The sequence below is a fragment of the Ignatzschineria indica genome, assembly GCF_003121925.1.
GTDB classification, from domain to species: domain Bacteria; phylum Pseudomonadota; class Gammaproteobacteria; order Cardiobacteriales; family Wohlfahrtiimonadaceae; genus Ignatzschineria; species Ignatzschineria indica.
In genome coordinates this window covers 274542-296418 of record NZ_QEWR01000004.1, presented here as the reverse complement: position 1 = coordinate 296418, position 21877 = coordinate 274542, and the positions used below count along the sequence as shown (strand labels likewise).

At 42.4% G+C, this 21877-nt stretch carries 14 protein-coding genes and 4 tRNA genes; 1 reads left to right on the top strand and 17 read right to left on the bottom strand.

Translation table 11 applies throughout. From position 1 onward, the window contains the following. Nucleotides 1-45: 45 nt before the first annotated feature. The 17 genes from rpoC to guaD all read right to left on the bottom strand — a co-directional run bounded on the left by rpoC (nucleotide 46) and on the right by guaD (nucleotide 20934). Entirely contained in the window at nucleotides 46-4155 is a 4110-nt protein-coding gene (gene rpoC, locus DC082_RS08735) for a DNA-directed RNA polymerase subunit beta' (protein ID WP_094567433.1), read from the bottom strand. Between the two features lie 67 nt (nucleotides 4156-4222). Beyond that, nucleotides 4223-8353: a DNA-directed RNA polymerase subunit beta gene (gene rpoB, locus DC082_RS08730; RefSeq protein ID WP_109236636.1), complete on the bottom strand. Its 4131-nt coding sequence runs from the start codon at nucleotides 8351-8353 to the stop codon at nucleotides 4223-4225. A 205-nt stretch (nucleotides 8354-8558) separates the two neighbouring features. Continuing rightward, the gene (gene rplL, locus DC082_RS08725; protein WP_094567435.1) at nucleotides 8559-8930 is read right to left on the bottom strand and encodes a 50S ribosomal protein L7/L12; all 372 of its coding nucleotides are present in this window, start codon (nucleotides 8928-8930) and stop codon (nucleotides 8559-8561) included. A 73-nt stretch (nucleotides 8931-9003) separates the two neighbouring features. After that, nucleotides 9004-9513, bottom strand: a complete 510-nt coding sequence (rplJ, locus tag DC082_RS08720) for a 50S ribosomal protein L10 (protein ID WP_109236635.1) — start codon at nucleotides 9511-9513, stop codon at nucleotides 9004-9006. A gap of 250 nt (nucleotides 9514-9763) precedes the next feature. Further along, nucleotides 9764-10453: a 50S ribosomal protein L1 gene (gene rplA, locus DC082_RS08715; RefSeq protein WP_109236634.1), complete on the bottom strand. Its 690-nt coding sequence runs from the start codon at nucleotides 10451-10453 to the stop codon at nucleotides 9764-9766. A 1-nt stretch (nucleotide 10454) separates the two neighbouring features. Next, nucleotides 10455-10886 (bottom strand): 50S ribosomal protein L11, encoded by a 432-nt coding sequence (rplK, locus tag DC082_RS08710; protein WP_094567438.1) that lies wholly within the window; start codon nucleotides 10884-10886, stop codon nucleotides 10455-10457. A 246-nt stretch (nucleotides 10887-11132) separates the two neighbouring features. Continuing rightward, a complete protein-coding gene (nusG, locus tag DC082_RS08705) occupies nucleotides 11133-11660 on the bottom strand; it encodes a transcription termination/antitermination protein NusG (RefSeq protein ID WP_109236633.1) in 528 nt (175 codons plus the stop codon). 9 nt (nucleotides 11661-11669) lie between these two features. Continuing rightward, complete coding sequence (secE, locus tag DC082_RS08700) at nucleotides 11670-12098, bottom strand: preprotein translocase subunit SecE (protein WP_109236632.1); 429 nt, start codon at nucleotides 12096-12098, stop codon at nucleotides 11670-11672. Nucleotides 12099-12200: 102 nt separating this feature from the next. After that, nucleotides 12201-12276, bottom strand: a tRNA-Trp gene (locus tag DC082_RS08695). Nucleotides 12277-12294: 18 nt separating this feature from the next. Beyond that, nucleotides 12295-13485: an elongation factor Tu gene (tuf, locus tag DC082_RS08690; protein WP_109202071.1), complete on the bottom strand. Its 1191-nt coding sequence runs from the start codon at nucleotides 13483-13485 to the stop codon at nucleotides 12295-12297. A gap of 42 nt (nucleotides 13486-13527) precedes the next feature. Then, nucleotides 13528-13603: transfer RNA gene (locus DC082_RS08685), tRNA-Thr, on the bottom strand. Nucleotides 13604-13608: 5 nt separating this feature from the next. After that, nucleotides 13609-13682 (bottom strand) — tRNA-Gly (locus DC082_RS08680). 25 nt (nucleotides 13683-13707) lie between these two features. Then, a tRNA-Tyr gene (locus tag DC082_RS08675) sits at nucleotides 13708-13792 on the bottom strand. A gap of 175 nt (nucleotides 13793-13967) precedes the next feature. Then, nucleotides 13968-15923 (bottom strand): L,D-transpeptidase family protein, encoded by a 1956-nt coding sequence (locus DC082_RS08670; RefSeq protein ID WP_109236631.1) that lies wholly within the window; start codon nucleotides 15921-15923, stop codon nucleotides 13968-13970. Between the two features lie 415 nt (nucleotides 15924-16338). Further along, a complete protein-coding gene (gene metA / locus DC082_RS08665; RefSeq protein ID WP_109236630.1) occupies nucleotides 16339-17262 on the bottom strand; it encodes a homoserine O-acetyltransferase MetA in 924 nt (307 codons plus the stop codon). A gap of 238 nt (nucleotides 17263-17500) precedes the next feature. Next, nucleotides 17501-18790, bottom strand: a complete 1290-nt coding sequence (locus DC082_RS08660; RefSeq protein WP_109236629.1) for an O-acetylhomoserine aminocarboxypropyltransferase/cysteine synthase family protein — start codon at nucleotides 18788-18790, stop codon at nucleotides 17501-17503. Between the two features lie 794 nt (nucleotides 18791-19584). Beyond that, complete coding sequence (guaD, locus tag DC082_RS08650; protein ID WP_229821703.1) at nucleotides 19585-20934, bottom strand: guanine deaminase; 1350 nt, start codon at nucleotides 20932-20934, stop codon at nucleotides 19585-19587. 309 nt (nucleotides 20935-21243) lie between these two features. On the opposite strand from guaD, the gene DC082_RS08645 reads away from it, so the two are divergent. Next, a complete protein-coding gene (locus tag DC082_RS08645) occupies nucleotides 21244-21801 on the top strand; it encodes a MarR family winged helix-turn-helix transcriptional regulator (protein WP_109236627.1) in 558 nt (185 codons plus the stop codon). Nucleotides 21802-21877 lie beyond the last annotated feature (76 nt).

The following is a 21877-nucleotide window of genomic DNA, read 5'->3' as shown; positions in this document are numbered from 1 at the left end:
CTCCCCTAAAGGAGCGCTCGATCAATAGTCTAAATCAACCAGTGACTACTTAGCTGCATTGCGACGCTCTTGATGATAGATAAGACCCGTTCCCGCAGGAATTAATCGACCTACGATAACGTTCTCTTTAAGACCACGGAGATGATCTTTCAAGCCGCGAATCGATGCATCAGTTAAGACACGCGTTGTCTCTTGGAACGATGCTGCAGAGATAAAGCTATCTGTTGCAAGCGATGCTTTTGTGATACCAAGAAGAACAGGTTGGTAAGTTGCAGGAACTTTACCCTCTGCCTCTAAGCGATCATTCTCTTCGAGAACTGCCACATATTCTGCCTGCTCACCCTTAATAAAGGAGCTATCATTCGCCTCAAGAATCTCCACTTTACGGAGCATCTGGCGAATAATGACTTCAATATGTTTATCAGAGATCTTAACCCCTTGAAGGCGATAAACATCCTGAATCTCTTTTACTAAATATGCTGCAAGCTCTTTCACCCCTAAGAGGCGAAGAATATCGTGTGCACTTAACTCACCATCAACGATGATCTCACCCTTCTCAACAGTCTCCCCTTCGAAGACGTTGACATGGCGCCATTTAGGAATTAACTCTTCATGAGCCACGCCTGCTGAGTCTGTGATAATAAGACGCTGTTTACTCATTGTCTCACGACCGAAGCTAACAATACCTGTTGTCTCAGCAAGAATCGCAGCTTCCTTCGGACGACGCGCTTCAAAAAGGTCAGCAACTCGTGGGAGACCCCCGGTAATATCACGTGTTTTTGACGACTCTTGTGGAATACGTGCTAACGCATCCCCGATGGAGACAGCATCACCATCATTGAGGTTAAGAATCGCACCAACAGGAAGTGTATACATTGCTGTTACATCTGTTCCAGGGATATTGAGTTCATTGCCTGCTTCATCAACAACATAGATTGATGGTCGTTTTCCGCCGGTATTACGTTGCTTAGAATCGAGAACAATTAAGTTAGAGAGTCCGGTAATATCATCAGTCTGTTTCTGAACGTTGATATTTTCTTCAAAATCAACAAACTTGATAAAACCTGAAACCTCAACAATAACGGGGATTGTATGTGGATCCCATGTTGCAACAACATCACCGATCTCAACACTACCCCCCTCATCAACAACAATCGTCGCACCATAAGGAACTTTATAGCGTTCACGGTTACGGCCAAACTCATCCATAATGATCAGCTCACCTGAACGAGAGATCGAAACAAGGTTATTATCCTTATTACGAACAGTCTTCATACGGACAAGTTTCAATGTTCCTTTAGTCTTCACCTGAACATTAGAAACAGCTGCAGAACCTGATGCCGCACCCCCGATATGGAACGTACGCATCGTCAACTGTGTTCCCGGCTCCCCGATTGACTGAGCTGCGATAACCCCAACGGCTTCACCTGGATTAACAAGATGACCACGACCTAAGTCACGACCATAACATTTTGCACACAATCCATGACGATTTTTACACGTAATAGGTGAACGAGCGATTAACTCATCAACGCCCTTCTCATCGAGAAGCTCAACCGCAGCTTCATCTAAAAGAGTCCCTGCTGAGAAGAGAACCTCATCCGTTCCAGGAATATAGACATCTTCTGCCACAACAAGTCCTAAAACGCGATCACGTAATGGTTCAACAATATCCCCACCTTCAACGATCGGCGTCATTAAGAGACCATCTGTTGTACCACAATCTTCATTGACAATCACAAGGTCTTGAGCAACGTCAACAAGACGACGTGTTAAGTAACCTGAGTTTGCTGTCTTCAATGCCGTATCTGCAAGACCTTTACGAGCACCATGCGTTGAAACGAAGTACTGAAGAACGTCGAGACCTTCACGGAAGTTTGCCGTAATCGGTGTTTCGATGATCGAACCATCCGGTTTTGCCATCAATCCACGCATCCCTGCAAGCTGACGGATCTGTGCCGCACTACCACGCGCTCCAGAGTCTGCCATCATAAAGATCGAGTTAAATGAAGTCTGCTCAACCTTTTCGCCTGTCTTCTCATCAACAACCTCATCTTTACCGAGGTTATTCATCATAGTTTTTGCAACCTCTTCGTTGGTGCGCGACCAGATATCGATCACTTTGTTATAGCGTTCACCATTGGTCACTAAACCTTGTGAGTATTGTAACTGAACCTCTTTAACTTCCGCCTCAGCACGCTCAATAATCTCTTGTTTCTGTGGCGGGATCACCATATCTTCATAGCTGATTGATGAGCCTGAACGCATTGCATAGTAGAAGCCGGTATACATCAATTTATCAGCAAAGATAACGGTATCTTTAAGACCTAAGCGACGATAGCAACTGTTAATTAAGTTGGAGATCTCTCGTTTTGTTAAAACTTTGTCAATTAAAGAGAATGGAAGTCCTTCAGGAAGAAGATCCGTTAAGAGAATACGACCTACTGTCGATTCAACACGGCGATAAGTCTCTCCCTCTTTTGCATCCTCAAACATTGAAATCGGAAGACGAACAGAAACCTTTGCATGAACATCAAGCTCTTTTAAAACATAAGCACGATGAACTTCCGCGGTATCTGTAAAGACTCTTCCTTCCCCTTTCGCATTGATTCGCTCACGCGTCATATAGTAGAGACCTAAAACAACGTCCTGAGAAGGAACGATGATCGGCTCACCATTTGCCGGTGAAAGGATGTTGTTTGAAGACATCATCAATGCACGCGCTTCTAATTGTGACTCAATCGATAGAGGTACGTGAACCGCCATCTGGTCACCATCGAAGTCAGCGTTAAATGCAGTACAGACTAATGGGTGAAGCTGAATTGCTTTACCTTCGATCAATACTGGCTCAAATGCTTGAATCCCTAATCTATGAAGGGTCGGTGCACGGTTAAGAAGAATCGGATGCTCTGTAATAACGTGTTCTAAGATATCCCAAACTTCCGGCACTTCACGCTCAACCATACGCTTTGCAGCTTTAATCGTTGTTGCAATACCACGCTGGATCAATTGTGAGAAGATAAATGGTTTGAAGAGCTCAAGAGCCATCTGCTTCGGTAATCCACACTGATGTAGACGAAGTGTCGGACCAACAACGATTACAGAACGACCAGAGTAGTCAACACGCTTACCAAGAAGGTTTTGACGGAAGCGACCTTGCTTACCTTTGATCATATCGGCAAGTGATTTCAATGGGCGCTTATTCGCTCCAGAGATTGCACGACCACGACGACCATTATCGAGTAGAGAGTCTACTGACTCTTGAAGCATACGCTTCTCATTACGCACAATAATATCGGGCGCTTCTAACTCAAGAAGACGCTGTAGACGATTGTTACGGTTAATGACACGACGATAGAGATCATTGAGATCTGATGTCGCAAAACGGCCACCATCTAGTGGAACGAGTGGGCGAAGATCTGGTGGTAATACCGGAAGGTTTGTTAAGATCATCCACTCAGGTTTATTACCTGATGAGATAAATGACTCAACCAGTTTTAGACGGTTTGAGAGGCGCTTGAACTTCGTCTCTGAACGCGTCTCTTGAAGCTCTTCACGAAGACGTGAAGCTTCCTCTTCAAGATCTAGCGCTTTAAGAAGCTCTAAGATTGCCTCTGCACCCATTCGTGCATCAAACTCATCGCCATACTCTTCGATCGCATCTAAGAATTCTTCATCCGTTAAGACCTGACCATGCTCAAATGGTGTCATGCCCGGCTCAATCACAACAAAAGATTCAAAGTAAAGAATCTTCTCAATATCACGAAGCGTCATATCAAGAAGAAGACCGATACGGCTTGGCAATGATTTTAGATACCAAATATGTGCCACAGGTGATGCAAGGCTAATATGCCCCATACGTTCACGACGAACGTTTGAAAGTGTGACTTCAACGCCACATTTTTCACACACCACACCACGATGTTTTAAACGCTTATACTTTCCACATAAGCACTCATAATCTTTTACAGGTCCGAAAATTTTCGCACAAAAGAGACCATCACGTTCTGGCTTAAAGGTTCGATAATTGATCGTTTCTGGCTTTTTGACTTCACCATAAGACCAGCTAAGAATTTTCTCTGGCGATGCTAAACCGATCTTGATCGCATCAAAACCGCCTTTATCTTCCGTCTTAAATAAATTTAATAAGTTCATTCGTTATCTTCCAATGTATATTTAAAGAAATGTCTCTACGACGCAGTACTTAGAGAAGAGATGATGATTACTCATCATCCCCATCATTGACTGTGTCAATATCGATACCTAGAGAACGGATCTCTTTAATCAGTACGTTAAATGACTCAGGCATTCCCACTTCGATGTTATGCTCACCATTGACGATATTTTTGTAGACCGCTGTACGGCCAGCAACGTCATCTGATTTTACTGTTAACATCTCTTGTAGGGTATATGCAGCACCGTAAGCCTCAAGTGCCCACACTTCCATCTCTCCGAAACGCTGACCACCAAATTGTGCTTTACCACCTAATGGCTGTTGCGTTACAAGTGAGTATGGTCCTGTTGAACGAGCATGCATCTTGTCATCAACCAAGTGGTTAAGTTTGAGCATATACATAAAACCTACAGTTACCGGTCTATCAAAAGCATCCCCTGTACGACCATCATAAAGGGTAATTTGACCAGACTCTGGAAGATCTGCTAAACGAAGCATACGACGCATCTCTTCTTCTGAAGCACCATCAAATACAGGGCTTGCCATCGGAACCCCTTTACGGAGATTTCCACAGAGCTCTAAGATCTCATCATCGCTGAACTTATCAAGATCAATCTGTTGAGCACTCTCATCTTTATTGTAGATCTCGTCTAGGAAGCTACGAAGTTTTTGTACTTCAGCATGAGATTTGAGCATCTTATCGATCTTCAATCCTAATCCATGAGCAGCCCAACCTAAGTGAGTCTCAAGGATCTGACCGATATTCATACGAGAAGGTACCCCAAGTGGGTTAAGACAGATATCAACAGGTGTCCCATCTTCCATATAAGGCATATCTTCTTCTGGAACAATCATGGAGATAACCCCTTTGTTCCCGTGACGACCTGCCATCTTATCTCCAGGTTGAATACGACGTTTAACCGCGAGATAGACCTTCACCATCTTCAAGACACCAGGAGCTAGCTCATCACCTTGGGTCAATTTCGCACGAAGTTCTTCAAACTTCTTATTCGACTCTTTACGCTGCTGATCTAATAGCGCTTTAAGTTTCACCAACTCTTCAGCAAGCTCTTCAGATTTCACTTTAAGATCGAGCCATTTTTCACGCTCTATACCTTGAAGATACCCTTCAGTGATCTTATCACCTGCTTTAATGCCCTTATTGCCCGCAGCAACATCAGCACCAATCAAGCTTTTGCTTACACGCTCAAAGAGGTCATCTTCAAGAATACGAAGTTGGTCATTTAAGTCTTTACGAACACCACGGAGTTCGCGATCTTCAATCTCTTTCGCACGGCTATCTTTCTCAATGCCATCACGGGTGAAGACACGAACATCGATCACCGTTCCATCCATTCCTGAAGGAACACGAAGCGAGTTGTCTTTAACATCAGAAGCTTTCTCACCAAAGATAGCGCGAAGCAGTTTCTCTTCAGGCGTTAAAGTGGTCTCCCCTTTCGGTGATACTTTACCCACTAAGATATCGCCAGATTTAACTTCTGCACCGATATAAGCAATACCTGCTTCATCAAGTTTAGAGAGTGCTGATTCAGAAACATTAGGAATATCGGAGGTGATCTCTTCAGGCCCTAATTTTGTATCACGAGCAACACAGGTTAACTCTTCAATGTGGATCGTTGTAAAGCGCTCTTCTTTAACCACACGCTCCGAGATCAAGATGGAGTCTTCATAGTTGTAACCATTCCATGGCATGAACGCTACTAACATATTTTGACCGAGAGCAAGCTCACCTAAGTCAGTGGAAGGACCATCTGCTAAGATATCTTGACGCGATACAATATCACCCTCTTTTACCAATACTTTTTGGTTAACACAGGTGTTTGCATTCGAGCGCTGATATTTTGTGAGATTATAGATATCAACCCCAGATTGACCTACCACTGTCTCATCATCATTAACACGGATAATGATTCTTGTTGCATCAACATAATCAACAACTCCCCCACGCTTCGCAACAACACAGACCCCTGAGTCGCGCGCAACGATACGCTCCATACCTGTACCCACAAGTGGTTTATCAGCATTGAGTGTTGGAACTGCTTGACGTTGCATGTTTGATCCCATCAGAGCACGGTTCGCATCATCATGCTCAAGGAAGGGAATTAATGCTGCTGCTACAGAAACAATCTGTTTAGGTGAGATATCGATATAGCTAATCTGCTCTTTTGTAAGAAGCGTAAACTCCCCACCTGAACGAGCAGCGATCAACTCTTCAACAAAAGCACCATTTTCATCTAATTTTGCATTTGCCTGCGCAATACCATAATTTGCTTCTTCATAAGCTGAGAGATAATCAACCTGATCTGTCACACGTCCATCAACAACTTTACGATATGGTGTCTCTAAGAAACCATAGCTATTGGTACGTGCATAACTTGCAAGTGAGTTGATAAGACCGATGTTAGGACCTTCCGGTGTTTCGATAGGACAAACACGGCCGTAGTGAGTTACATGAACGTCACGGACTTCAAAGCCTGCACGCTCACGTGTTAAACCACCTGGACCTAATGCAGAGATACGACGCTTATGAGTCACCTCTGATAATGGATTGTTTTGGTCCATAAATTGAGATAACTGCGAAGATCCGAAGAACTCCTTGATTGCCGCACCCACAGGTTTAGCATTGATGAGATCATGTGGTGTTAAACCCTCAGCTTCCGCTAAGAGAAGACGATCTTTAACTGCTCTTTCGATACGTACTAAACCGATACGATAGACATTTTCAACCATCTCACCTACTGAACGAATACGACGGTTACCTAAATGGTCAACATCATCTACCTGTCCATGTCCATTACGAATAGCAACCAACTCTTTTAAGACATCTAAAATATCTTGATTAGAGAGTGTGCCTTCGCCGGTATCGCTATCACGACCAAGACGTCGATTGAACTTCATGCGACCAACTGCAGAGAGATCATAACGATCACTTGTGAAGAAGAGGCTTGCAAAGAGATTCTCAGCAGCTTCTTTTGTAGGTGGTTCACCTGGACGCATCATACGGTAGATTTCGATCTGCGCCTCTAATTGACTCTTCGTTGTATCAGCACGTAGAGTATCTGAGATATAAGCACCGCGATCGACATCATTCGTGAAGAGCACAGGAATCTCATTGATTCCATAAGCAACAAACTTTTCTAATGTCTCAGCTGTAATAACATCATTGGCTAATGCTAAGAGTTCACCGGTAGATTCATCCATAACATCTTGTGATAAGACTTTACCTACAAGATACTCAAATGGTACCTCTAACTCTTCAATACCCGCATCTTCAAGGCGTTTAATATGACGAGCTGTTACACGACGTCCTTTCTCTACCAATACATCGCCATCGAGAATAATATCGAAAGCGGCCATCTCACCACGGAGTCGAGCAGGAACTAGCTCAAGGAAGAGTTTCTTCCCTTTAATTAAGAACTTATTCGTTTCAAAGAACTCAGCTAAGATCTCAGCATCAGAGAGACCTAAAGCTTTTAAGATGATTGTCGCATGTAATTTTCTGCGGCGATCGATACGAGCATAAACGAGATCTTTTGCATCAAACTCAAAATCCATCCAAGAACCACGGTAAGGGATAATTCTTGCGGAGAAGAGTAATTTACCAGATGAGTGTCCTTTCCCTTTATCATGATCGAAGAAGACACCAGGTGAACGATGGAGCTGAGAAACGATAACACGCTCAGTACCATTGATCACAAATGTACCATTTTCAGTCATTAAAGGAATTTCACCTAAATAGACACCACCGCGACCAAATTGATCGATATCCGCTTCACGGATCTCTTTAATTTCGCCGGTTTCTAAATCAGAAATTTTTAATCGCATCCCAATACGCAACGACGCTGCATAGGTCGTTCCACGCATCTGGCACTCGCGAACATCAAATTCAGGCTCGCCAATGTGATAATCCACATACTCTAAAGAGAGGCGAAAGCCGTTAGATGTTGCTGTTTTAGCTTTGATAGCTTCAATTGGGAAGATCGATTTAAACGCCGCGTGCAATCCTTGATCTCTACGCTCGCGTCTAGGGGTATGCTCTTGCAAAAAATTCTCGTAAGAGTCAATTTGTGTCGCGAGAAGGAAAGGGACTTCCTGAACTTCGATCTGCTGTCCGAAGTCTTTACGGATGCGTTTTTTTTCTGTAAACGAATAGACCATGCAATGTATTCCTCATGAGATGGGGAGTGTAAACATATAAATTAATCCTTTGGCCAAAAGGCCTAATTTATACGCTTGAAAAATATTTTTTAGAAGCTAGTAAAGGCTAGAGTCGTAACCCTAGCCTTTATGTTTCATTCTTAATTAAAAGAGTACCTGGTAATATCAGGCAGATAGTTGTACATCTCTTTTAATTATAGCCTGATTATTTAAGTTCAACAGTTGCGCCCGCTTCTTCAAGCTCAGCTTTGATCTTGTCTGCTTCTTCTTTAGATACTTGCTCTTTAACTGTTGCAGGTGCACCTTCAACAAGCGCTTTAGCATCACCAAGACCAAGACCTGTGATACCACGTACCACTTTGATAACGTTGATTTTCTTGTCGCCGATAGCTGTCATTACAACATCAAACTCAGTTTGAGCTTCTGCTGCTGCACCAGCATCACCTGCAGGACCAGCTGCAACTGCAACTGCTGCTGTTACGCCAAATTTCTCTTCGATTGCAGAGATTAACTCCATAACTTCTGCAGTTTTCATCTCTTCAATTGCATTAAGGATATCTTCGTGTGAGATTGCCATAATATAACTCCTAAAATTATCTTAAAATTTTGATTAGTTAACGATTCTAAATTAAGAATTGTTAGCAGAGCGATTAAGCTGCTTCTGCTTCTTTCTTGTCTCTTACAGAAGCTAAAGTTGCTGCAAGTTTCTGAACTGGTGCTTTCAATACTGCTAAGAACATTGAGATCGCTTCTTCCTTCGTTGGGAGTGACGCGATTGCTTTCAGTGCAGAACCATCATGGACTTCGCCATCATGGGCAATTGCTTTAACTACTAACTTCTCATTCGCTTTTTCCTTAAGGAAATTGTGAATAACACGTGCGCCGGCAACTGGATCTTCCTCGCTCATAGAGAAAGCCATAATGATCGGACCAACAAGACTTGGGATCGCATCTTCGAATTGAGTATCTTTCAATGCAAGTCTTGCTAATGTATTTTTCACAACACGGATATCAACATCTGCTGATCTTGCCGCATTACGAAGAGATGTAATCTGAGCTACCGTAAGCCCGTGGTACTCAGAAAGAACTAGAGAGTGCGCATTATTTGCTAACCCACTAACCTCTTCTACCACTACTTGTTTACTTTGCAAAGAACTCATTTTTCACCTTTACATATCTGGTAATTACTTACCTGTTACAACACCCAAACAATTAAGTTTGGCCCTACGGTAACCCTAATCTAGAACCACCGTCTACGTAGACCATCTCGATAGCGTAAAACACTTAAACTATCTAGACAATTAAACCCGAAGGGAATCTACGGTCTTCGACTCACCTTTAATTAAAACTAGCTCCTCCTAAAGAGGAGCTACTCAAAATTAAAAGATAAGTTCACATTCTCTATTTTGTTTATACCGAAGCTAAATCAACAGTAATACCAGGACCCATTGTGGTCGATACTGTTAACTTCTTAAGGTATACACCTTTTGCTGAAGCTGGCTTCAAACGAGTCAACTCAGTAATAAGTGCTTTAAGATTTTCTCTGATTGCATTTGCATCAAAGTTTACCTTACCAATTGCAGCGTGGATAATCCCCGCTTTATCAGTACGGAAACGTACTTGACCTGATTTTGCATTTTTAACAGCGGTCACCACGTCTGGCGTTACTGTACCAACACGTGGGTTAGGCATAAGGCCTCTGGGACCTAAGATCTGTCCTAATTGACCTACAACACGCATCGCATCTGGCGTTGCAATAACAACATCATAGTTGAGATCGCCACCCTTCATGCTCTCTGCGAGATCTTCAAATCCAACAACGTCCGCACCTGCTTCTTTAGCCGCTTCAGCATTTGCACCTTGTGCAAACACAGCAACACGAACATCTTTACCCGTTCCGTTTGGCATAACTGTCGCGCCACGAACAACTTGGTCTGATTTACGTGGATCAACACCTAAGTTAATAGCAACTTCGAATGATTCTTCAAATTTTGCCGCAGGAACTTTTTTAAGTGTCTCAACCGCTTCTTCTAAAGAATATACTTTTTCTGAATCGATTAATTCTAAAATAGCTTTTCTTTTCTTAGTTAACTTAGCCATATTACACACCCTCCACTTCGATACCCATTGAGCGTGCACTTCCTGCAATGATTCTTACTGCAGCATCTAAGTCAGCTGAAGTTAAATCTGGCTCTTTAGTCTTCGCAATCTCTTCTAATTGCGCACGAGTCACTTTACCAACTTTTTGTGTATTTGGTTTTGGACTACCTGATTTGATACCTGCCGCTTTCTTTAAAAGATATGCTGCTGGTGGAGTCTTAGTGATAAATGTGAATGAACGGTCATTATAGACTGTAATCACAACTGGAATTGGCATACCAGGTTCCATCTGTTGTGTTGCTGCGTTAAACGCTTTACAGAATTCCATGATATTCACACCATGTTGACCTAACGCCGGACCGATTGGTGGCGATGGATTCGCTTTACCTGCTGCTACTTGCAGGTTGATATAAGACATTACTTTCTTTGCCATTTGGCGATACTCCTAATTGTATGGGTTAAACGCTTTTCAGCTCCCCAAGTTTTAAAAGACTCGGTATTGTACCATTCTTTATCAGGCACTACAACTATTTATTCAAAATAGAGGTGAATAAAACAAACCTCAAAACACCCATAAAAAACAGAAGAGAGCGTTAAAATCAAGAAATTAAAATTACTATTAACACCTTGATTTCAACACTCTCCTTGATTACTCACTTTTCAGCGATGAGATATTGAACTACAACTTCTCAACCTGACTAAATTCTAAATCAACAGGGGTTGCGCGACCAAAAATCATTACAGAGACTTTAATTCGTCCCTTCTCTGAATCAACCTCAGTAACAGTACCATTAAACTCATTAAATGGACCATCAATAACGCGAACCTCTTCCCCAATTTCGTAAAGTACCTTCAATCTAGGTCCTTCTTCTGCTTGCGCAATACGATTTAAGATCTGATTTGCTTCACGCTCAGAGATAGGACTTGGACGATCACTCTTACCACCAACAAATCCAATCACTCGTGGAACGCTATTAACTAAGTGCCAAACTTCTTCATCCATATCCGCTTGAACCAAAACATAGCCCGGAAAGAATTTACGCTCACTCTTACGACGCTTACCATCTTTAACTTCTACTACTTCTTCAGTCGGCACTAAAATCTCACCAAACTTAGATTCAAGTCCTTCTCTTGCAATATATTCATGTAATGCACGAACTACCTGCCCTTCGTACCCAGAATAAGCTTGTATCACATACCAATGCATCTTTCTCTCCTACGAAAATGACAATATAAATGAGATGATGTTCTTAATAATAAAGTCAACAAACATCAAAAAGAGCAGCGTCACGACCATGACAACAATCACAAGAAGTGTCATTTTACGAGTCTCATCCATCGTCGGCCATACTACTCGGCGCAACTCCATTCTCGACTCTTTAAAGAAGACAACTAAATTCTTCCCTGTCGGAGAGGCAAAAAAGATCCCTGCACCAACAACTAATCCTGCGATTAACGCACCAAAAGAGTAGAGCATATTAATGCCCTCAAAGTAGTAATAGACAAAGATCCCTGCCAATACCACTAATACCGCAAGCCAGACTAAACCTTTACTACTCTTAACTTCTTGCCCTTTAGTTTGTGAGGCTCTCTTTGCAGCTGCGGGTTGCTCATTCACCTTTACAGGCTTTTTCTTTGTTTTCATCTTATTACTTCTCATTCATGCACATTAAACCGGCATTATACTAGATAATTTTGATTAGATAAAATAAAAGCAGTCAGAAACAAAACTGACTGCTTTATATTTTGGCGGGCCAAGAAGGAATCGAACCCTCAACCTACGGTTTTGGAGACCGTCGCTCTGCCAATTGAGCTATTGACCCAAATACTGCTAGCAGTAATTATGCAATAACTTTAGATACAACACCTGCACCAACTGTACGTCCACCTTCACGGATTGCGAAACGTAAACCTTCGTCCATCGCGATTGGGTTGATTAACTCAACTACCATCTTGATGTTATCACCAGGCATTACCATTTCTACACCTTCTGGAAGTTCAACTGCACCTGTTACGTCAGTTGTACGGAAGTAGAATTGTGGGCGGTATCCTTTGAAGAATGGAGTATGACGACCACCTTCTTCTTTAGATAATACATATACTTCTGCTTCAAATTTTGTGTGCGGCTTAATTGAACCTGGTTTTGCTAATACTTGACCACGCTCAACATCTTCACGTTTTGTACCACGAAGAAGAACACCAACGTTATCACCTGCTTGACCTTGATCAAGAAGCTTACGGAACATCTCAACGCCCGTACAAGTTGTTTTCTGAGTTGGACGAATTCCTACAATCTCAAGCTCTTCACCAGTCTTAACAATACCAGACTCGATACGGCCAGTTACAACTGTACCACGACCTGAAATTGAGAATACATCTTCGATAGGCATAAGGAATGGCTTATCGATTTCACGCACTGGCTCAGGAATCCACTCATCTAATGCTGCAAGAAGTTTTTTAATTGCAGGAACACCGATTTCAGACTCATCCCCTTCGATTGCTTTAAGCGCAGAACCTACGATTACTGGTGTATCATCACCTGGGAAATCGTATGCATCAAGAAGCTCACGAACTTCCATCTCTACTAACTCGATCAACTCAGGATCATCAACCATATCTGCTTTGTTTAAGAAAACAAGAATATATGGAACACCTACTTGACGAGATAAAAGGATGTGCTCACGTGTTTGTGGCATCGGACCATCAGCAGCTGAACAAACGAGGATTGCCCCATCCATCTGTGCCGCACCAGTGATCATGTTTTTAACATAGTCTGCGTGCCCTGGGCAGTCAACGTGTGCATAGTGACGGTTTTCAGACTCATACTCAACGTGTGAAGTTGAAATCGTGATACCACGCTCTCTCTCTTCCGGCGCATTATCGATCTGATCATATGCACGAACGTTTGCACCTACAGACTCATTACCTACTTTTGTTAAAGCAGCTGTCAATGTAGTTTTACCATGGTCAACGTGGCCAATTGTACCGACATTGACGTGCGGCTTATTACGACTAAAAGTTTCCTTTGACATAATATCACTCTTCTTGATTAGATTAATTACACGGAAGGGGAATGGTGCTCATAACCGGAATTGAACTGGTGACCTCGTCCTTACCAAGGACGCGCTCTACCAACTGAGCTATATGAGCAGAAATGGAGCGGGTGATGGGAATCGAACCCACACAATCAGCTTGGAAGGCTGAGATTCTACCATTGAACTACACCCGCGAAACTCATTTTTGAAGCTAAAATTTGGTGGTGGAGGTAGGATTCGAACCTACGAAGGCATAGCCGCCAGATTTACAGTCTAGTCCCTTTAACCACTCGGGAACTCCACCAGAGAAGCCATCATTATACATTGTGTTTTCAATGTGTCAATTTAATTTTTGCTTATTTTTTTATCACTCCTTAAAATCTCTTTCAAACATTCTTTAAGCGATTTTAAGTGGCTTTTAAGCTACAGAAAGATAGCTCTTAAACAATCAAATTGAACTTTGGCTAACAGTGTAAACATCATTTCGAAAGATTACTGAGTGACTCTAGGAGCACTTTGTCTTTGCTGTAGATGTCAGCACGGAAAGAGATACTATCATTCTCTACTCTCGTTGTCATGTATAAAGTATAGACAGGTATCTTTTTATCCTTATTTAGACTGACATGAGCTTCCGAAGAGCGCTTAAATGCTGACTTTATCCGTTTTTGATCCCACCCTGCCTCGCCTAAAAAATACTCAGCAAGTTCTTCTGGATTCTCTATCCGCACACACCCTGAGCTAAAATCTCGTGATGTTTTATCGAAAAGATATTTTGAAGGGGTATCGTGCAGATAGATTGCATGTTCATTCGGGAACATAAATTTAACGCGACCTAAGGAGTTGTGATCGCCAGGATCTTGCCGTAACTGAAAAGGAAAGTTATTACGACTATATTGTGACCAATCTACCGTTCCAGGATCAATCTCTACCCCATTGCGAAAGATTCGAATCTTTGAGCGATTAAGCGCATAAGGGTTCTGCTTTAAGCGAGGAAGAAAATCATTGACAGCCATTGAACGAGGAACATGCCAATAGGGACTAAAGACAATATAGCTCATCGGCGACATAAAGACCGGCGTCTTACGAGCGCCCCGCCCCACTACAGTTCGCGCATTAAGAACCTCTTTCCCCTCTTTAATAACAGCATAACGAAAACCGGGGATATCGACAGCAACATAGTGATTCCCCATTGTTGCCGGCATCCAGCGCCAACGCTCCATATTGATCTGAATCTGCTCGATACGATCACGGTTAGAGCGATTTAATTCGGTAATCGTCTTTGCTCCAGCGGCACCATCAGGCTCTAAAAGATGGGTCTTTTGAAATGCTTTAACCGCTTCTCCCATTTTTGCATCATAATAATTAGCATCGCCTGCATCATACCCCTGGTAATTGAGACGATCACGCATCTGAATCACACGCTCTCCACTCATGCCGGGCTTAATAGTAGGCCCTTTTGCAATCAGCGCCGGCTCTTGATCAAATTCTTTCGCCTTAAAGGCTCGAAGTGCTCGCTTCAAATTATGATATTCAGGATAAGCTGGTTGTAACTGTGCGGCAATCGCTTCAGGATCATCACTCTCTATCAATGTTACTAAAACCTCAGGAGCATCCACTTTTCGCCCTTCTAGTAACCAATCAGGATCTCGCTTCTTCAATTCAGGCATTCCTACGACCATATCGCGGATATAGGCTAACATCCCTACCTGCAAAAGCTCATTGATCTCGGCCTGATAGAGAGCGGGGTCTGCTTGAAGGAGATTTTGAATACGCCCAACATGGTAGAGTTGTGGCAAGAGCCCCTCCTCCTCACTTGCTAAGAGAAGCTGATAGAGCGCCTCCCCCTTCGGAGTCAAGCCTTTCTGATTCACAAGGAGCGAAGAGCTATCAACTGATTCCTTAAACTGCTCTTTAAAACGTTGTTGAAAGCGATTTAAGATATTATTACTGACCCGTGCTTGATAAGGGTAACTCTCCCCTGCCTTAGCGGCTTTTTCTGCCCAGTAATTAGCACGCGCACTATAATCGATCGCTTCTGTTGGCATTGTAAATCGCTGAAAATTTTCAGCAACGAGCACCATCTCTTCCTCCGATACATCAAGATCCTCCATCAATAATTGAGGATCTGAAGAGCTTATCTCTTCCACAATCTCAACAGGCGCTTGCGCTCTCTCTGCTACTTGCGAACGCAATTCTAAAGCGGGGATATTTTCTGACTCTTTCGGCGCTGAAACCATCTCAGTAACAGTAGTTATCTCAGATAGAGATTGCTCAGATAAGGGTTGCTCCGGAAGCTCACCTCCATCAAATAGCGACCCAATCGCATCAACATTATTAAGATCAACACGAATTTGTAACGACTTCTCCTCAGAAGCAACAACTGCCTCTGGAAAGAGCGCCATCCAGATCCCTACTGCAATAAGATGTCTTTTCATCTTGATTTTACCTCACCATTATAGGTATTTATTTACATAAATTTATTAATAAGAGATCGTTATAATACACTACTTTATAGAATATTTTATAGTGTCGATGATAGTACCGATCTATAGACCCCATTCAATTAATGATCTCCTCGATGCCCCCCATCGATCCCCCATTGATAGTTCCATCAAATACCTCTATCGATATCGGCATCTATTTTTACGCTTTTTTATAAAAAAAGAGATAACCCATTTTCCTGGCTATCTCTCTTATCTCTCTTATCTCTCTCGATAATTGATGATTCATAATTTCGATTCTGGGATTTCGACTTTAGAGTTCCAATTTCAGGATCTCACTCTCAAAGAATATCCCCTAGCTCTTCTTAGCCAACGCTACGAACCTCATTCTACTGGCCTGACTCCCTCTTTAACGCTTTTTAAGCGAAAGCAGATCAAATGGTGTCTCCTGATAGACGCAGTAGTTCAACCAATTAGCAAAAAGAAGATTACCATGAGAACGCCAAGTGACAAGCGGCGCCTCTGATGGATCATTGTTACGATAATAATTTTTAGGCGGATCGATCTTATCACCCCGCTCTAAATCACGGCGATACTCACGATCTAATGTGTCATGATCATATTCACCATGCCCCATAACATAGACATGGCGCAGATCTCTATTGGCAACAATATGAACCCCTGCTTCTGCCGACTCCGCTAGGATCATTAACTCTTCATGCTCTAAAATCTCCTCTCTTCTTACCTCTGTATGGCGACTATGAGGCGCATAAAATTGATCATCAAATCCTCTTAAGAGCTTCACATTTTGAGCGGTAACTTCATGAGGAAAAACGCCGAAGCACTTCTTCTCTAAGGGATGCTTATCTACACCATAACGGTAGTAGAGCCCTGCTTGTGCGCCCCAGCAGATATAGAGTGTCGAGAAGACATTTTTATCCGCCCACTCCATGATCTCCGTTAACTCTTGCCAATACTGCACCTCTTCAAAAGGGATTGTCTCCACCGGAGCACCCGTAATAATAAAGCCATCAAATGCATCCTCTTTAATATCCTCAAAAGTACGATAGAAGGTATCTAGATACGCTTTATCGGTATTTTTAGGTTGATAGCTCTCTGTCGCAATAAAGACAGGATCGATCTGCAATGGTGTATTACCTAATACCCGCAAAAGCTGTGTCTCTGTCACCTCTTTGAGCGGCATTAAATTTAAAATTGCAATTTTTAAAGGGCGAATATCTTGTGCGACAGCACGATCTTCATCCATGACGAAGATATTTTCATTTTTCAATACCTGGTAAGCAGGTAGCGCGTTAGGAATTTTAACCGGCATTTAGCCTCCTCATATTCCATTTCTCAATGTTAAAGCGATGGGGTAACACCTCAATAACATCTCAAAACAACATATCAATAATCTATTTTACCAATGAGAAAAGAGCTGCTTAATAGTGATAAACAGCTCTTTTGGTTTTGTATTGATCATCTACCGCTTGTCGCTCTTAACGCTCGTATCGCCTCTAACAATCTATCGATAAGAGAATAAGCATCGATCATCAATACCCTATTTAGCCTTATGCTTGCTGTGATTTCTCTAATGCTTGATCAATATCTGCAATCAGATCATCAACATCCTCTAAACCGATAGAGAGACGGATTAACTCAGGCAGTACGCCAGCAAGTTTTAAGCCCTCATCATCGAGCTGTGAGTGAGTTGTCCCCGCGGGATGAATCACTAGGCTCTTCGCATCAGCTACATTGGCAAGAAGAGAGAAGATCTCTAAATTATCGATAAATTTAATGCTCGCCTCTTTCCCCCCTTTTACACCAAATGTGAAGATAGCACCGACACCTTTCGGGAAATAACGCTGCGCTCGCTCATAATACTCACTCGAAGGTAATCCAGGATGTTTTACCCAAGCGACTGCCGGATGTTTTTCAAGATGCTTTGCGATCTTTAGGGCAGATTCAGTCATGCGCTCTACACGAAGACTTAAGGTCTCAGCACCTAAAAGAATTAAGAATGCATTAAAGGGGCTAATACAGGCTCCGGTATCTCGCAATAACTCAACACGCGCCTTTAAGATATAGGCCTGTTCACCAAGATCGGCATATTGCAAACCATGATAAGCGGCATCGGGAGTATTAAATCCAGGGTAACGCGGATTATCTTTAAAGTTAAAATTACCATTATCGACAATTGCACCACCAATTGAGGTACCGTGGCCACCAATATACTTTGTCAATGAGTGGACAATCACATTGATGCCATAGGATTTGAGGTTGATCAGATAGGGGGTTCCGAAGGTATTATCAACAATCGTCACAATCTGATGTTTTTGTGCAATCTCAACAATCTTCTCAATATTGGGAATATTGATATCTGGATTGCCGATACTCTCAAAGAAGATCGCTTTTGTCTTCTCATTAATTAAGCTCTCCAATCCTGCGAAATCTTCCGGTTCAACAAAGTGAACCTTGATTCCAAATTGAGATTGTAAGCGATTATTAAAGAGGGTATAGGTTCCCCCATAGATCGTACTTAAGGTGATAATCTCATCACCAGGGGTTGCCACATTTAAAACAGCGTAGAGAATTGCTGCCATGCCAGAGCTTGTTGCTAATGCACCAACGCCCCCTTCTAATGCTGCAACACGCTTTTCAAGCACATCTGTTGTAGGGTTCATAATCCGAGTATAGATATTACCCGGCTTTGCAAGCCCGAAGAGATCTGCAGCATGTTGCGAATCATCAAAAACATAACTTGAGGTTTGATAGATTGGAACGGCTCTCGATTTGGTCTCATCAACCACTTGGCCGGCATGAACTTGTAGAGTATCGAAACTCCAGTTTTGGGTAGTCATTTAAAAGAACTCCTAAATTTTATTGGTTGCATACTCGATCCGCTCTAAAAAAGCGCTCTCTACACTTAGAGGCGCACAAATCGCAGGATCGAGATATGAAAAAGTAATCACGCTAAGTCCAAAAAATTAGAAACATAAACTTAGGCGCTTAAGAAATAGCTATATCGCAGAGAAACAGAGAAAGCAACTAAAATATTTTCCCCAATCTTTCTCTTCTTTCACTAAAGCGCTTCTCTCCCCTTCTCAAAAAATGATCTAAGAGAGTAGATCTCTGCAAGCTCTATCTTTTAAAAATTGAGCAGAGTAAAAATCTTCCTCGCCTTTACTTCCTATCCCTATTTTTTCACCGACTTTACTACTCTTACTTGCTTTAACTCTTTGGTTAAAGTGAGCAATAGGGAGAGATATTAAGATCATTCCGCAGCCAAAAAAGAGAGAGGCAGAACAGAGCAAAAACAGTATCAAAAAATGCTCTTAACAGATATTAAATAGAAGGTGATCAAGATCTAAAAAGAGTGCCAGTACTATTCTGTTTTCGATACTCTATCTCAATCTTACCCCCAAAAAAAACGAGCAAAAAATAGTCAAACTTTTTTTATCTCTATTTCCCTCTCCACTTTTCTCTCTCTATCATCTCCTAATTATTGTTTTTTTAATATTACTTCTTATCGGATTGCTTCTTACTGGAATAAAAAAGCCGGCAGCTTATTACGGCTACCGGCACTTTACAGCCCACTGTTCGTCGAGGTATCGATTCAATTTTGGAGAGAGATCATCAGTACCTCAAAGAGACGTTAGGCAGTGTAAACTGGTTCTCCTGCAATATAGGTGGCAGCAATTGCCCGATCATCCCCCATCATCATCTGAATAAAGAGCGCTTCCTCTAATGAAGAGGCAGATTGCATACGATATTCGATGATCGGGGTTGATTTAAGATCTAAAATTGTCAAATCAGCCTCCATTCCTGGAGCAATTGAGCCGATCTTCTCTTCAAGCTGAAGCGCCTCAGCTGTCCCGCGGGTTGCAAGATAGAAAGTATGTAGTGATGAATAGGGAGCCCCGTTGAGTTGTGCAGCTTTATAGGCCTCATTCATCGTCTGCAATATAGAGAAACTCGTCCCCGCACCTAAATCAGTCCCTAAACCGACCTTAATAGGACGCACCTCTGCTTTGGCGTGCTGGAGATTGAAAGCACCACTGCCTAAAAAGAAGTTGGAGGTGGGGCAATGTGCTACAGCCGCACCACGCTCATGAAGAATCGCAAGCTCCCGCTCTGTTAAATGGACACCATGCCCGTAGATCGCACGATCTCGCAATAGACCATACTGATCATAAACATCCGCATAGTCGAGTACTTTAGGAAAGAGCGAACGAACCCACTCAATCTCATCGAGATTTTCAGAGATATGGGATTGAATCAAGGTATCGGGATACTCTGCAGCTAATGCGCCGACCATCTCTAACTGCTCAAAAGTGGATGTTGGTGCAAATCGTGGCGTAATAACATACTCTGCCCGTCCACGCCCATGCCACTTTTCAATAAGCGCTTTCGATTCATCATAAGCACTTTGAGCAGTATCTAAGAGAGCTTCGGGCGCATTACGATCCATACAGACCTTTCCAGCCATAATACGCATATTGTAGCGTTCAGCCTCACTAAAAATCGCATCAACTGATTCTGGGAAAACGGTACAAAATATCGTCGAAGAGGTGACCCCATTGCGATGTTGTTCTTGCAAAAAGCGTTTTGCCACTTGATCGGCATGAGCTCGATCTTTAAATTTCTGTTCAGCGATAAAGGTATATTGATTGAGCCAATCGATCAGCTGCTCGCCATAAGAGGCGATAATCTCTGTTTGGGGATAATGCACGTGGCTATCGATAAATCCCGGCAAAATAAGGTGATCGCGATAGTGGGTAATCGGAGTATTTTCTAATGTAGGTAGCAACTGATCTGCTGAACCAACCGCAACAATCATCCCCCCTTCCATCACCACAATCGCATCTGACTCATAGCGATATGATTCCTCTAGCGGATGAAAAAATGGATCTTGATGGAAGGTTAATAGCGCCCCACGGATTGCTCTGCGCTCCCCTTGGTTTCTGGCATGCTTTAAATTTTGATCCATAACTGATTTCTGCATCGACATCTACCCTCAACTCCCCTCTAATCATAAAAAAACTTCCGCAAATCTCTTTGACGGAAGAATCTTTGTAGAAAGATACCATATTTTTGCTAAAAACGATATCCTTCTCATAAGAGATCGCACTTGAGTGCCACTGCCAAAAAAGTGAAAAAACGTTATAATTGCCCTACCGTTAAAGATCATCAATCATAGATCATGATTCTATAACGATATTCTATAACGATTATTTATTGCATCCGATAGTAGAAGATCGATCAATACGGCACCTAAAATTTTCGGGATTAAAGTTACATAAGGAGCGAAATAATGCCCAAAGAGCCCCAAGAACAAGCGTGTGAAAGTACTCTTATAGAGAGTGATAACACCCCTCCTGATCTTGTTGATCAAGTGATTGAGAAGTGGCAAGCAACCCCACTTCAACAGATGGATTTTACCGGCACCGAAATTATCGGACGAATTGTACGAATGGACTCTTTCATCAATAAGATGATCGACGAAAACTTATCACGCTATCGCATCAATTTTGGGGACTTCAATATCTTGGCTGTTCTCCTTAGAGAAGAGAATCATCAACTCACTCCTGGTCGTATCCAAGAGTTGATCTTTGTCTCCTCTGGGGGGCTCTCTAATCGTATGATTCGCCTAGAAGCCAAAGGTCTCATTGAGCGCTCCACCGATCCTAAAGATCGAAGAGGTGTTATTGTAACGCTCACAGAAGAGGGGAAAGCATTGATTGAAAAAGTAGCACCTACCCATATCGATCTAGAGAACTCCCTTATCACACACTTATCGGATGAGGAGCGAAATATCTTTATCAAACTTCTTAAAAAGACACTTCGTCATGCAGAGATTATGAGCCGGTAATTAAGATCGATCGCTACAGATTGAGATGGAATCTATCTAGGTAATGGTCGAGAAATAATAAAAAGAGACAATAAAA